This is a genomic window from Leifsonia sp. NPDC058230 (assembly GCF_042882245.1).
In the GTDB taxonomy this organism is placed as follows: Bacteria; Actinomycetota; Actinomycetes; order Actinomycetales; family Microbacteriaceae; genus Leifsonia.
The window spans coordinates 320,011-332,612 of record NZ_JBHVWM010000001.1 but is presented as its reverse complement, the minus strand read 5'-3'; the positions used below and the strand labels follow the sequence as shown (position 1 = coordinate 332,612).

Sequence of the window (12,602 nt, the reverse complement as noted above, 5' to 3'; positions counted from 1 at the left end):
CGTGGCCTCCCCCAACCGGGCAGCGGCCGTCTCGCACGTCGGCAAGATCCGCTCAAACAACCAGGACTCCGGCTACGCCGGGCGCGACCTGTTCGTCGTCGCCGACGGGATGGGCGGCCACGCGGGCGGTGACGTCGCCTCCGCGATCGCCGTCAACCGCATCCGGGAAGCCGACCGCGAGTACGAGACCGCTTCGGAGGCCGAGTTCGCGCTGCAGGCGGCGCTGATCGCCGCCAACTCGCTGCTCGCCGAGACCGTCTTCGAGCATCCGGAACTCACCGGCATGGGCACGACCGTGAGCGCGCTCATCAGGGTCGGCGACCAGATCGCACTCGCCCACATCGGCGACTCGCGCATCTACCTCTACCGGGACAGGCAGCTCAAGCAGGTCTCCACCGACCACACCTTCGTGCAGCGCCTCGTCGACAGCGGCCGCATCACCGAAGAAGAGGCGATGGTGCACCCGCGCCGCTCTGTGCTGATGCGCGTGCTCGGTGACGTCGACGCCTCCCCCGAGATCGACACCTGGATCCTCGACACGCAGCCGGGCGACCGCTGGCTCATCTGCTCCGACGGACTGAGCGGAGTGGTCAAGAACGACGACCTCTCCAACGCCCTCGCCTCCCACGACCCACCCAGGCAGGTCGCTGAAAAGCTCGTGCGACAGAGCCTCGACGCCGGCGCCCCCGACAACGTCACGGTCGTGATCCTCGACATTGCGGATGTGGCCCCCGGCGAGACCCTCAAAGACCCGGTCACCGTCGGGTCGGCCGCCGCGCCCCTCTCGTTCAACACCGAGGTGAAGCCCACCACACGAGCGAGCCGGCTTCCCTCGCTGCGCTTGCACCCGGTGCGTCCCGCCACCGGTCCCACCCACTTCGAGCCGGAGTCGGAGGACTACCTCGACGAGCTCATCGAAGAGGATCAACGCCGCGTGCGCCGTCGCAGACTCACCTGGCTCATCGGCGTCATCGTTCTCGTGCTGGCGATCGCCCTGGCCGCACTGCTCGGCTACCAGTGGACACAGTCGCGCTACTTCGTCGGCGTAGCCCCGTCAGGCAACGTCGCCGTCTTCCAGGGGGTGCAGCAGAGCCTCGGGCCCATCAGCCTGTCCCACGTCTACGAGGAGTCCGACGTGAAAGTCAGCGGACTCCCCTCCTACGACAGGCAACTCGTCGAACAGACCATCAACGCCGACGACCTGTCGGCCGCGCGCGCGATCGTGGAACAGATGAGCGATGTCGGTCAACAGTAGGAGCGCAGTGGCCGACCGGCCGAGACCGGCAACCGGCCCGATCAGACGACTGCATCTTCCCAAGAAGCAGCGCAACCTCGAGCTCGCGCTGCTCATCGCCGCCTGCGGGATCAACGCGGTCGCGGTGGTGCTCGTGCAACTCGGAGCGCTCGGTCACGTCGACCTGACCCTCCTCTACCTGTGCGTCGGCCTCTCCGTCCTGGTCTTCGGGATGCACATAGCGCTGCGGTACGTCGCACCCCAGGCCGATCCGTTCCTCCTGCCGATCGCCACCGTGCTCAATGGACTCGGCATCGCGGAGATCTACCGCATCGACATCCACTACAAGGACACCGGCTGGGAGAGCGCGGGCGTGCGCCAGATCGTGTGGAGCGCCGTCGCGATCATCTGCGCGATCGTCGTGATCATGGTCATCCGCAACCACCGGGTCCTGCAGCGCTACACGTACATCTTCGGCCTGGTCGCGCTGGTGCTCCTGTTGCTGCCGATGCTTCCGGGAATCGGCCAGGAGATCTTCGGCGCCCGCGTCTGGATCCGCATCGGCCCGTTCAGCTTCCAGCCCGGCGAGATCGCGAAGCTGTGCCTCGCCATCTTCTTCGCGGGCTACCTCGTTCAGCGGCGGGATTCGCTGTCGATGGTCGGCAAGAAGTTCCTCGGGATGCGGCTCCCGCGCGCACGCGACCTCGGCCCCATCCTGGTCGTGTGGCTGATGGCGATGGCCGTGATCGTCTTCCAGCGCGACCTCGGAACCGGTCTTCTGATCTTCGGCCTCTTCCTCGTGATGCTCTACGTGGCGACAGCGCGCGTCAGTTGGGTCATCCTCGGTCTGCTGCTCATCGTCGGCGGCGCCGTCGTGGCCAGTCAGGTGCTCCCCTACGTCAACGGCCGCTTCCAGAACTGGCTCATCCCCTTCTCCGACAAGATCTACAACGAGCAGGGCGGAAGCTTCCAGCTCGTGCAGGGGCTCTTCGGGCTCGCACAGGGCGGAGTGATCGGCACGGGCCTCGGCCAGGGTCAGCCATGGATCACCCCCCTCGCCAACAGCGACTACATCATCGCCAGCCTCGGCGAAGAGCTGGGTCTGGCGGGCCTGTTCGCCATCTTCGCTCTCTACCTCCTGTTCGTCGCCCGCGGGCTGCGGATCGGCTTCGCCGGCCAGGACGATTTCGGAAAACTGCTCGCGGTCGGCCTGTCGTTCACCGTCGCGCTGCAGTGCTTCATCGTCATCGGCGGCGTCACCCGCGTCATCCCGCTCACCGGCCTCACGACACCCTTCCTCGCGGCCGGCGGTTCGTCGCTCGTGGCCAACTGGATCATAGTCGCGCTGCTCCTGCGCCTCTCCGACACGGTGCGCAACCAACCCCGTCTGGTGGTGAGCTGAGTGAACCGTGAGATCAAGCGCGTCAGCATGATCGTGCTGGCCATGTTCGTCGCCCTCCTGGTGTCGACGTCGATCCTGCAGGTCTTCCAGGCCGACGCCCTGACCGCGGATGCGCGCAACAGCCGTGCGCGCAACGACAGCTACTCGCAGCAGCGGGGCGCCATCCTGGTCGCCGGGCAGCCCGTTGCGCAGTCGGTGCCGAGCGACGACGTCTACAAGTTCCAGCGCGTCTACAGCAACGGTCCCCTGTACTCGTCGGTCACGGGCTTCTTCCCGATCAACGGGCAACCGACAGGGCTCGAGGGCGCACTGAACGACAAGCTCAGCGGGTCGTCCAACTCCCAGTTCTTCGACCGCGTCAACGCGATCCTCACCGGCAAGAACCCACAGGGCGCCTCCGTCGAGACCACGATCGACCCCGTGGCGCAGCAGGCGGCGTACGACGCACTCGGCAACTACCAGGGCGCGGTCGTGCTGATGGAGCCGAAGACGGGCCGGATTCTCGCGATGGTCTCCAAGCCGAACTACGACCCGAACACGCTCGCCTCGCACGACACCAAGCAGGTCAACGCCCTGTACCAGCAGCTCCTCGACACCCCCGGCGACCCGCTGATCAATCGCACCATCGGCGGCGACCTCAACCCCCCGGGTTCGACGTTCAAGCCGGTCATGAGCGCCACCGCGTTCGGCACCGGGGACTACACCATAGACAGCCAGCTCCCGAACCTCGCCGCCCTGCAGCTCCCGGGAACCAACACCATCGTGAAGAACGACAACTTCAGCACCTGCGGCCCCGGTGAGACGGTCTCCATCGAGACGGCCCAGATCCTGTCGTGCAACATCCCGTTCGCCGAGCTCGGCATTCAGCTCGAGCCGCAGACGATCAAGACGCAGGCGGAGAAGTTCGGGTTCAACCAGAAGCTGAACATCCCCATCCCGGTGGAGCCGAGCGTCTACCCGCTCTACACCGACCCCGCTCAGCGCGCGCAAGGGTCCTTCGGCCAGCAGAGCGACCGTGCAACACCGCTGCAGATGGCAATGGTGTCGGCCGGGATCGCCAATGGCGGCAAGGTCATGTACCCGAACCTCGTGGACTCCATCCGGTCGGCCAACCTGCAGACACTGCAGAGTTTTCAGCCGCAGGAACTCGACCAGGCGACTTCGCAGGAGAACGCCGACACGATCAAGCAGATGATGGTCGACGGCGTCGATCACGGCGTGGCGAGCAATGCAAGAATAGACGGGGTCAAGGTCGGCGGAAAGACCGGAACGGCGCAGAACGGGGTCAACCAGCCTTACTCGCTCTGGTTCACGGGTTTCGCCCCAGCTGACGATCCTCAATTCGCTGTGGCAGTTGTTGTGGAAAATGGCGGTGGACAAGGTCAGAGCGGTTCGGGTAACTCCATCGCCGCTCCGATCGCGAGAAAAGTACTAGAGGCGGTGCTGAATAAATGAGACCCACAGCAGGGCTCACCTTCGGGGGACGTTACGAGCTGCAGTCGCGTATCGCGATCGGCGGCATGGGCGAAGTCTGGCAAGCCACAGACCTCGTCATCGGACGCACCGTCGCGATCAAGATCCTCAAGGACGAATATCTCGGCGACCCGGGCTTTCTCGAGCGCTTCCGCGCGGAGGCTCGTCACGCCGCACTCGTCAACCACGAGGGCATCGCCAACGTCTTCGACTACGGCGAGGAGGAGGGCAGCGCTTTCCTCGTGATGGAGCTGGTGCCCGGCGAGGCGCTCTCCACCATCCTCGAGCGCGAGCACGTGCTGAGCACCGACAAGACCCTCGACATCGTCGCCCAGACCGCCGCTGCGCTCCATGCCGCACACGCCGCCGGTCTGGTGCACCGCGACATCAAGCCGGGCAACCTGCTGATCACCCCCGACGGCCGCGTGAAGATCACCGACTTCGGCATCGCCCGCATCGCCGACCAGGTTCCGCTCACCGCTACGGGACAGGTCATGGGCACCGTCCAGTACCTCTCTCCCGAGCAGGCATCGGGCCACCCGGCGTCGCCGACCACCGACATCTACTCGCTCGGCATCGTCGCCTACGAGTGCCTGGCCGGCCGCCGGCCGTTCACGGGCGAGTCGCAGGTGGCGATCGCGATGGCGCAGATCAACGAGGCGCCGCCCGAGCTGCCGCCGACGGTCGCCGAGCCCGTGCGCAACCTGGTCTTCGCGTGCATCGCCAAGAACCCTGCGGACCGTCCGGCCTCGGCCGCGCACCTCGCGCGCGCTGCGCAGGCCCTGCGGCGCGGGGATGTGCAGGCAGCGGCAGCATCCGTCCCCGCCATCCTCGGCGTGGCCGGCCTGACCGGCGCTGCGACGGTGCTCATGCCGACCGGTGCCGCCGGAGCGACAGAGGCCACCACCGTCCTTCCGTCTGCTGCGGGCGGCGCAGGAGGCGGCAACGGCACCGGCACGACTCCGCTGGGCGAAGACGAAGAGGGCCAGAAGTCGACCACGACCAAGAAGCGCAGCCCGTGGACCTGGCCCCTGATCGCGCTCATCGCACTCCTTGCCCTGGTGCTCATCGGAACGATCATCGCGCTGGTCGCACAGCCGAGCGGAAAGCCCGCTCCCACGACGTCCGCCTCGGACACCCCGACGCCCAGCCAGACCCCGACGCCGACGCCAACTCCGACGAGCAACACCGTGCCCATCAACGAGGCCGACTTCGACGGTCTCACCGCCGACGAAGCACGCGCCAAGCTGCAGAGCCTCGGGATGGTCGCCAACATCGAGACCGGAAACGCGGCCACCACACAGGCCCAGGTCAACACCGTCTACTCGGTGAACCCCACCGGTCCGGTGCCGAAGGGCTCGCAGATCACCGTGAAGGTCTTCGGACCGGTTGCGGCCATCCCCACCCCGACGGACACCGTCTCGGCTAACCCGCCGTCGGGCCAGGGAACGGCCAACAGTGCGATCACGGTCACCTTCGGCTCGGCCGCCTGCCCGGCGGGCCAGACCCTCGTCGGCCGCTCGCTGTACGTCAACGGCCAGAAGCAGACCCCGGTCAACGCGAACTCGACCACCTGGACCCCGACCGCTGCGGGAACCTTCCAACTCTCGTACACGATCTTCTGTGGTGAGTCGATCGAGTCGGCCCAGTCCCCCGCAGAGCCGTACGTCGTCGATCCGGCCAGCGGAACGGGCGGAACCGACAACGGCTAGAAGCGGCCCGGACCACCGGCTCGCATCCATGAGGAGATACCCAGACAGCCCCCGCTACACTATCGGCAGCCCCGAGAGAAGGAGTTCGCATTGAGCCCAGATAGCCGCCTGCTCGCAGGCCGATATCAAGTGGGCGAACTCATCGGTCGCGGCGGCATGTCCGACGTGCACCGGGGTGTCGATACCCGGCTGGGCCGCACGGTCGCGATCAAGCTCCTCAAGCCCTCGCTCGCCACCGACCCCGCCTTCCGCACGCGATTCCGTCAGGAGGCGCAGGCGGCAGCCCGCATGGCGCATCCGACGATCGTCCGTGTCTTCGACGCCGGCGAAGAGACCGTGCGGGAGCCGAACGGCCACGAGGCACAACTTCCGTTCATCGTCATGGAGTACGTCGACGGTGTTCTGCTCAAAGACCTGATCAAGAAGGGTCCGCTCGAGATCACCGAGGCCGTGCGCATCGGCGAGGGCATTCTGACCGCGCTCGAGTACTCGCATCGGGCCGGCGTCGTGCACCGTGACATCAAACCGGGCAACATCATGATCACCAAGGCGGGTCAGGTCAAGGTGATGGACTTCGGCATCGCGCGAGCGATCAGCGACTCGTCTGCCACGGTCGCCCAGACCACGGCCATCCTCGGCACCGCCAGCTACTTCTCGCCGGAACAGGCCAAGGGCGAGTCGGTCGACTCCCGAACCGACCTGTACTCCACCGGCGTGGTGCTCTTCGAGATGCTCACCGGCCGGCCCCCGTTCCGCGGCGACACCCCCGTGGCGGTCGCGTATCAGCACGTCAGCGAAGCGCCCGTGGCGCCGAGCACCATCAACCCCAAGGTCTCACCGGCCCTGGACATGGTGGTGGCTCACGCCCTCACCAAGGACCGTTTCGAGCGGTATCAGACCGTTGCCGAGTTCCGCGCCGACCTCGAGACCGCGGCATCCGGCAAGGTTCCGCTGCGCAAGGAGCCGGATCCGCTCGGCGAGACACTGTTCGGCGCTCCGCCGAGCGTGGTCTCCGGCCCGGAGGCGGCGTTCCGCCAGCTGGCCGAAGACCAGACCATGGTCCGCACCCAGCGTCGCCCACCGGTCATCTGGATCTGGGCGGGGTTCGCGGTCATGGCGGTCGTCGTGATCGCGGTGCTGGCGTGGGTGCTCAGGCTCGCACCGAGCTCGACGCTCCCCGAGACGTCGCGCGAGGTCCCCAACCTCTCGGGTCTGACCGTCGACGCGGCGACAGCCAAGCTCGACGGGATGAAGCTGAAGTGGACCCAGACGCCTGAGGAGAGCGCCACCTATCCCGACGGGCAGGTCATCCGCACCGATCCCGGCGCTGGAATCGTCGTCGCCACGGGCGACACAGTGACGGTATACGTGTCGACGGGCAAGAAGACCGTCAGCGTTCCCGACGTTCATGGGATGACTCTGGACGCCGCCCAGGCCGCTATCACGGCCGCAGGTCTGTCTGTCGGTCCGGTGACGACGGAGAACTCTTCGACGGTCGCGGCGAACGTGGTGATCCAGACCGACCCCGCCTCCGCGGCGACCGCGCACCAGGGCGATGCGATCTCGCTGACCGTCTCCAGCGGAAACGTGACCCTCACCGATCTGACCGGTCAGTCCATCCAGGCGGCCACGGGCATCCTGTCGCAACTGGGCCTGACGGCCAATCCGCAGCCGGACAAGACCTGTCCGGCCGATCAGGGCAGTCCGCTGGTCCACAGCCAATCGGTCGCACCGGGCGATGTGCCTCAAGGATCGACGGTCGATCTCACCTACTGCACGGGCTGACCGCGCAGTACGGCGGCACCGGCGAACCGGCGAACGGAGTCCACCGTGCAACCGAAGCGACTCTAGGCCAGCTTCACGAGCGGGTTGAGTCCGCGCGACTTCGCTGCCGCCCCGGCGAGGCCGGCGACCTCGAGCCAGTTGCCGAGCATCCGGTAACCGCCCTCGGTGAGTACCGACTCCGGGTGGAACTGCACGCCGTAGATGGGCGCATCCCGATGCCGGAGCCCCATGATGACGCCACCGGATGTGCGTGCCGTGACCACGAGGTCGTCGGGGACCGTTCCATCGACGACCGCGAGCGAGTGGTAGCGCGTGGCCGTGAACGGCTGGCCGACCCCGTCGTAGAAGGGGCTCTCGTCGTGCGTGACCTGTGAGGTCTTGCCGTGCATCAGCTCTTCGGCGTTGGTGACGACGCCACCGAACGCCTCGGCGATCGCCTGGTGGCCGAGGCACACGCCGAGGAGAGGCTGACCGGTGCTGAGTGCGTCGAGCACCACGGGGATGGAGATGCCGGCATCGGCAGGCTTGCCCGGCCCTGGAGAGATCAGCACAGCGTCGTATTCGGCGAGGCGGGCTGAGAGCGCCGGTTCGGGGATGTCGTCGTTGCGCACGACATCGGTCGTCGCGCCGAGCTCCCGGAGGTAGCCGTTGAGGGTGTAGACGAAGCTGTCGTAGTTGTCGATGACGAGAACACGGGTCACGCGTTCACCGTACCTTCCTGCGGACCCATGAGCGAATCAACCCAAGGGAACACCCAGGTCACCAGCGCGAAGAGCACCGCTACCGCCAGGACGATCAGAATCAGGATGCGCACCCACACCGGCCCCGGCAGGATGCGCCAGAGCGCTCCGTACATGTGTCACCCTCCGTTCGCGGTCACGAGGGCCGCAATCTCGCTCGGCACATCCGCGGTCGGCCGCCATCCCTGGAAAACGTTATAGGCGATCAGGCGCTCGCCTGAGTGGAACGGCGGATTGCACGTCGTGATCGTCATGAGCCGGTCGATCGGCTGCGCGTCGGGCAACCTGGGCACCGGCAGCACGACACTGACGGCCGTCGGCTGAACGTATTCGAAGTTGCGGAATGTGTAGGTGTACCAGCCGTCAGGTGTCTGCACGTAGATGTGGTCGCCGATGTGCAGTTTGCGCAGGTCGATGAAGGTGTTCCCCCATCCGCTGTCGTGACCGGCCACGGCGAAGTTGCCCACCTCGCCCGGCATCTGGCTGCCCTTGTAGTGTCCGACTCCGGCGTCGAAGCTGTTGAGCACCTTCTGGGTGTCGACGGTCTCGCGGATCGTGCGCTTCCAGTCGGGCCCGAGACGCGGAACGTAGATCACAGCGAACGGCTGGTAGTCGGCGGGTGCCTTCATCACCGGCGGGTTCGCGGAATCACCCGCTGAGGGCGGCGGTACCTTCTTCGCGTCGTCGATCCACTTCTGGCTCTGGCTGCTGGCCGCACTGGTCTGCTGGCCGCTGAGTATGAGGCTGTTCCACCAGGTCTGCCAGCCCAGGAATAGCAGCACAAGCACGCCGGCCGTGATCAGGAGCTCGCCGACGACGCCGAAGAAGGTCGGTCGTCGCGAGGGCCGCCGCCGCCTGCGCTGGGGCGCGCGCGGGCTGGGATCGAGACTGGTCATATCCATAATTCTAGTTGGCGTACCTGTGTAACGGCAGGTGATCCACGCACCGCGAACTCCCCCCAGTTCCGCCCGCTACACTATGGTGCTATGGCCCGTACCAAGTCGAAGACCAAGCCCGAGCGCAGCGTCGCGCAGTCCGGTGAGGACTCCCCCAACCCCGTCTGGTTCAAGCCGGTCATGTTCGGCTTCATGCTGATCGGCCTCGTGTGGATCATCGTGTTCTACGTGAGCCAGAACCAGTACCCGATTCCCGCGCTCGGCGCGTGGAACATCCTCGTCGGCTTCGGCATCGCCTTCATTGGCTTCCTCATGACCACGCGCTGGCGCTAGTCGGCCCCACACGATCCAGGCTTTTCCGCCCGGGAGCGCACTTCGGTGCCTCCCGGGCTTTCTCGTGCCCCCAGCGAGTTATCCACAGGAACCGTCCACAGTGGGGAATCCGGCGCCCGGGTCGTTCTCCCCAGTGTTAATAAGCCTGTGGAGAGTTACACCGCTGTAATTATCCCCACTGTTAATAAGGCTGTGGATAACTTATCCACGCTGCAGGCAGGGATCAGGCGTTCGGCAACACGAAACGGATCAGGCTGAGCGCCACGAGAACGACACAGAGCGCCACGAGCAAGGGCACCTGCCAGCGCTGCCGCGAGATCCTCCGGGTCTCCACGTAGATGAGCCCGACCAGGGCGCCGCCGATGAGACCACCCACGTGCGCCTGCCAGGCGATGCCTAGTCCGGGAATGAAGCCGATGACGAGGTTGATGCCGATCAGGACAAGCAGCTGGGTAGCGTCACCGCCCAGTCTCCGCTGAATGACGAAGAACGCGCCGAACATTCCGAAGATGGCTCCGGATGCACCCACCACCGGCTGCGTGGGGCTCGCGATCAGGAGCACCCCGAGCGATCCGGCGAAGCCGCTGATCAGGAAGAGCGCGAGATACCGGGCTCGTCCCAGGAGCGGCTCGAGCAGCATCCCGAAGATCCACAGCGTGTACATGTTGAGGGCGATGTGGATGAAGCTGCCGTGGGCGAACACTGTGGTGAGCATGCGCCACGGCTGGAAGAGCCGAGGATCCGAGTAGATTCCCGCGTACTGGATCGCCTGGGTAACCGAGCCGCCGATGCCGGGAATGGACTGCAGGATGAACACCAGCACGCAGATGCCGATGAGCGCATACGTCACCACGGGGGCGCCGCGGCCTGTCATCCGGGTGAGGATGGCCGGCTTGGTCTTCGGCTGTGTTGCGCGCTGCTGCGCCATGCACTCCGGGCAGATCACACCGACAGCTGCAGGCGTCTGGCATTCCGGGCAGATCGTGCGCCCGCAACGCTGACAAAGGACATAACTGACGCGATCCGGGTGCCTATAGCAATGGCTGGCCCGGTCGTCGACGGGCTGACTCATCGTGTTGCCGTGTGTGACAGGTTCAGACCTGCTCGACGGTGACCGACTCGATGACCACGTCGTCGAGAGGACGGTCGCGAGCATCCGTCGGCAGCTCGGCGAGCTTGTCGACGATCTTGCGCGACGCCTCGTCTTCGACCGCGCCGAAGATGGTGTGCTTTCCCTGCAGCCAGGTGGTCGGGCCGACGGTGATGAAGAACTGCGAGCCGTTGGTGCCGTGACCCATCTGGATGCCGGCGTTGGCCATGGCCAGGATGTACGGCTCGGTGAAGTCGAGTTCCGGGTGGATCTCGTCGTCGAACTGGAAGCCGGGGCCGCCCGTTCCGTTGCCGAGCGGGTCGCCTCCCTGGATCATGAAGCCGGGGATGATGCGGTGGAAGACGACACCGTCGTAGAGGTTGTCCTTGGTCTTCTCACCCGTGGTGGGGTTCGTCCACTCGATCTCACCGGTCGCCAGGCCGACGAAGTTCTTCACCGTCTTGGGCGCGTGATCGCCGAAGAGGTTGACCTTGATGTCTCCGTAGTTAGTGTGGAGCGTGGCGACAGCGGTGTGCTTTGACATGCCATCAATTCTTGCACAGGGGTTGTGGGCTCTCGGGTCATCCACAGCCCTTTCAGTGGCAAGATGGATTCAATTCGCTACACGACGCAATGGAGGTCCAGATGAGCCTGACACGGAAGCGGAAGAAGGAACTCGAGCGCCTGCGCAGTAGCGCCGAAGAGCTGTGGGGACACCAGCAAGACGTCCTGGCCCACGCCAATGCAGTCGCGGCAGAGGCCCGTCGGCAGGCTGGCCACTACACCCGCGAGGAGATCGCTCCCCGCGTCCGCGACGGGTACGACCAGTACGTTCGTCCGGCCGCTGAGAGCGCCGGCCGCGCGGCCAGCAGTGCCCGCGACAGGCTGGTGACCGATGTGATCCCCGCCGTCGGCGCAACCATCGGCACGGCGATGTCCGTGGTCGATCACGCGAGAGATGCCCGCGCCCGTGCGTTCATCGGCGAGGTCAAGAAGGCCGGCAAAGACGTGCAGCAGAAAGTCTCGTCGGCCACCGAGAAGTCCGGACCCGGTGCCGGCACCATCATCGCCGTCGGCCTCGGCGTGATCGCCGCGATCGGCGTGCTCTACGCCATCTGGCAGACGTTCCGCGCAGACGACGAGCTCTGGGTCGCCGATGAGGAGCCCACCACCCCCGCGGCCGACTGAGTCGTCCGCTCCCCCGTCGAGAATCGGGGGAAACCCCCATAGCGCCGCCGACGATCCGGTGTCACGGTTGAAGCATGAACATTCTGCAACGACCCCTGAACGGCCGGATCCTCGGCGGCGTTTGTGCTGGGCTCGCCCGGCGTTTCGGCTGGAAGCCGTGGACCATGCGCGCACTCTTCCTGATCTCCTGCCTGCTCCCCGGCCCTCAGGTGATCGCCTACATCGCGCTGTGGATCATCATTCCGGCCGAGAAGGAGCAGCCCATCAACGTTCGAGTCGTCTAGTCCCGCTTCAGGATGCGAGCCCGGCCATCCTCAACGCGACGTTCACCAGTTCCACGCGCCGCGACGGGATGCTGTCGAGCTTGAACCAGGCGGCCTCGTCCGTCGAACCATCGACCTCGTTGGTCAGCGAGCCTGAGACGACGTTCGCGCGGTAGACGATGCGGAGCGCGTGCAGTGGTCCCGCATCCGGAATGAAGCGCTGTTCTGCGGGCACGATGTGCGAGTCGATGCCGAGCAGTTCGCCGGCCTCGGCGTTGTACCCGGTCTCCTCAGCGATCTCACGCACCACGGCGTCGACCGGGTCCTCGCCCGGGTCGATCCCCCCGCCCGGCAGCGTCCATCCTGAGCGCCCGTTCTCTCGCCAGTGAGCGAGGAGGATGCGGTCGTCGTCGATGATCACGCCGTATGCGGCTACGCGGATATCCATCTCGTCACCCTACTGCGGATGTCGGCGGCGAAGAGCAG

At 66.1% G+C, this 12,602-nt stretch carries 14 protein-coding genes; 8 read left to right on the top strand and 6 right to left on the bottom strand.

Going from position 1 to position 12,602, the window contains the following annotated elements; translation table 11 throughout:
• The first annotated feature begins 1 nt into the window (after position 1).
• The 5 genes from ACFVV0_RS01710 to pknB all read left to right on the top strand — a co-directional run bounded on the left by ACFVV0_RS01710 (position 2) and on the right by pknB (position 7,606).
• Positions 2-1,255: a PP2C family protein-serine/threonine phosphatase gene (locus ACFVV0_RS01710; RefSeq protein ID WP_387057424.1), complete on the top strand. Its 1,254-nt coding sequence runs from the start codon at positions 2-4 to the stop codon at positions 1,253-1,255.
• Positions 1,239-2,636 (top strand): FtsW/RodA/SpoVE family cell cycle protein, encoded by a 1,398-nt coding sequence (locus ACFVV0_RS01705; protein WP_387057422.1) that lies wholly within the window; start codon positions 1,239-1,241, stop codon positions 2,634-2,636. Before ACFVV0_RS01710 ends, ACFVV0_RS01705 begins: the two co-directional genes overlap by 17 nt.
• Positions 2,637-4,091, top strand: coding sequence for a peptidoglycan D,D-transpeptidase FtsI family protein (locus ACFVV0_RS01700; protein ID WP_387057420.1), 1,455 nt, complete (start codon positions 2,637-2,639; stop codon positions 4,089-4,091).
• Complete coding sequence (locus tag ACFVV0_RS01695) at positions 4,088-5,821, top strand: serine/threonine protein kinase (protein WP_387057419.1); 1,734 nt, start codon at positions 4,088-4,090, stop codon at positions 5,819-5,821. The genes ACFVV0_RS01700 and ACFVV0_RS01695 overlap by 4 nt, the downstream gene beginning before the upstream one ends.
• Positions 5,822-5,911: 90 nt before the next feature.
• The gene (gene pknB, locus ACFVV0_RS01690) at positions 5,912-7,606 is read left to right on the top strand and encodes a Stk1 family PASTA domain-containing Ser/Thr kinase (protein WP_387057417.1); all 1,695 of its coding nucleotides are present in this window, start codon (positions 5,912-5,914) and stop codon (positions 7,604-7,606) included.
• A 62-nt stretch (positions 7,607-7,668) separates the two neighbouring features.
• On the opposite strand, the gene ACFVV0_RS01685 is transcribed toward pknB, so the two are convergent.
• From ACFVV0_RS01685 to ACFVV0_RS01675, 3 genes are read right to left on the bottom strand one after another with little or no spacing between them, the layout of a single operon-like run.
• Entirely contained in the window at positions 7,669-8,307 is a 639-nt protein-coding gene (locus ACFVV0_RS01685) for an anthranilate synthase component II (RefSeq protein ID WP_387057415.1), read from the bottom strand.
• A complete protein-coding gene (locus ACFVV0_RS01680) occupies positions 8,304-8,462 on the bottom strand; it encodes a hypothetical protein (RefSeq protein ID WP_387057413.1) in 159 nt (52 codons plus the stop codon). The genes ACFVV0_RS01685 and ACFVV0_RS01680 overlap by 4 nt, the downstream gene beginning before the upstream one ends.
• Before the next feature lie 3 nt (positions 8,463-8,465).
• Positions 8,466-9,242, bottom strand: coding sequence for a class E sortase (locus tag ACFVV0_RS01675; protein WP_387057411.1), 777 nt, complete (start codon positions 9,240-9,242; stop codon positions 8,466-8,468).
• A 90-nt stretch (positions 9,243-9,332) separates the two neighbouring features.
• On the opposite strand from ACFVV0_RS01675, the gene ACFVV0_RS01670 reads away from it, so the two are divergent.
• Positions 9,333-9,575: a cell division protein CrgA gene (locus ACFVV0_RS01670; RefSeq protein ID WP_387057409.1), complete on the top strand. Its 243-nt coding sequence runs from the start codon at positions 9,333-9,335 to the stop codon at positions 9,573-9,575.
• Positions 9,576-9,798: 223 nt separating this feature from the next.
• Here the strand turns inward: ACFVV0_RS01670 and ACFVV0_RS01665 are convergent, their stop codons facing one another.
• A complete protein-coding gene (locus ACFVV0_RS01665) occupies positions 9,799-10,647 on the bottom strand; it encodes a rhomboid family intramembrane serine protease (protein WP_387057407.1) in 849 nt (282 codons plus the stop codon).
• Between the two features lie 22 nt (positions 10,648-10,669).
• Complete coding sequence (locus ACFVV0_RS01660) at positions 10,670-11,209, bottom strand: peptidylprolyl isomerase (RefSeq protein ID WP_387057405.1); 540 nt, start codon at positions 11,207-11,209, stop codon at positions 10,670-10,672.
• 101 nt (positions 11,210-11,310) lie between these two features.
• Between ACFVV0_RS01660 and ACFVV0_RS01655 the strand changes: the two genes are divergently transcribed.
• Together ACFVV0_RS01655 and ACFVV0_RS01650 are read left to right on the top strand one after the other, a co-directional pair.
• Positions 11,311-11,853, top strand: a complete 543-nt coding sequence (locus ACFVV0_RS01655) for a hypothetical protein (protein ID WP_387057403.1) — start codon at positions 11,311-11,313, stop codon at positions 11,851-11,853.
• A 74-nt stretch (positions 11,854-11,927) separates the two neighbouring features.
• Complete coding sequence (locus tag ACFVV0_RS01650; RefSeq protein ID WP_387057401.1) at positions 11,928-12,137, top strand: PspC domain-containing protein; 210 nt, start codon at positions 11,928-11,930, stop codon at positions 12,135-12,137.
• A 7-nt stretch (positions 12,138-12,144) separates the two neighbouring features.
• Here ACFVV0_RS01650 and ACFVV0_RS01645 read toward each other — a convergent pair whose 3' ends face one another.
• On the bottom strand, positions 12,145-12,564 hold the full coding sequence (locus tag ACFVV0_RS01645) for an NUDIX hydrolase (protein WP_387057399.1): 420 nt from the start codon (positions 12,562-12,564) through the stop codon (positions 12,145-12,147).
• Between the last annotated feature and the right edge of the window lie 38 nt (positions 12,565-12,602).

What these genes read in the sequence shown, in the direction of transcription:
- ACFVV0_RS01705 (WP_387057422.1), top strand. Translation starts at nt 1,239, where the DNA reads ATGTCGGTCAACAGTAGGAGCGCAGTGGCCGACCGGCCGAGACCGGCA.
- ACFVV0_RS01695 (WP_387057419.1), top strand. Translation starts at nt 4,088, where the DNA reads ATGAGACCCACAGCAGGGCTCACCTTCGGGGGACGTTACGAGCTGCAG.
- ACFVV0_RS01680 (WP_387057413.1), bottom strand. Translation starts at nt 8,462, where the DNA reads ATGTACGGAGCGCTCTGGCGCATCCTGCCGGGGCCGGTGTGGGTGCGC.
- ACFVV0_RS01675 (WP_387057411.1), bottom strand. Translation starts at nt 9,242, where the DNA reads ATGACCAGTCTCGATCCCAGCCCGCGCGCGCCCCAGCGCAGGCGGCGG.
- ACFVV0_RS01670 (WP_387057409.1), top strand. Translation starts at nt 9,333, where the DNA reads ATGGCCCGTACCAAGTCGAAGACCAAGCCCGAGCGCAGCGTCGCGCAG.
- ACFVV0_RS01665 (WP_387057407.1), bottom strand. Translation starts at nt 10,647, where the DNA reads ATGAGTCAGCCCGTCGACGACCGGGCCAGCCATTGCTATAGGCACCCG.
- ACFVV0_RS01660 (WP_387057405.1), bottom strand. Translation starts at nt 11,209, where the DNA reads ATGTCAAAGCACACCGCTGTCGCCACGCTCCACACTAACTACGGAGAC.
- ACFVV0_RS01655 (WP_387057403.1), top strand. Translation starts at nt 11,311, where the DNA reads ATGAGCCTGACACGGAAGCGGAAGAAGGAACTCGAGCGCCTGCGCAGT.
- ACFVV0_RS01650 (WP_387057401.1), top strand. Translation starts at nt 11,928, where the DNA reads ATGAACATTCTGCAACGACCCCTGAACGGCCGGATCCTCGGCGGCGTT.
- ACFVV0_RS01645 (WP_387057399.1), bottom strand. Translation starts at nt 12,564, where the DNA reads ATGGATATCCGCGTAGCCGCATACGGCGTGATCATCGACGACGACCGC.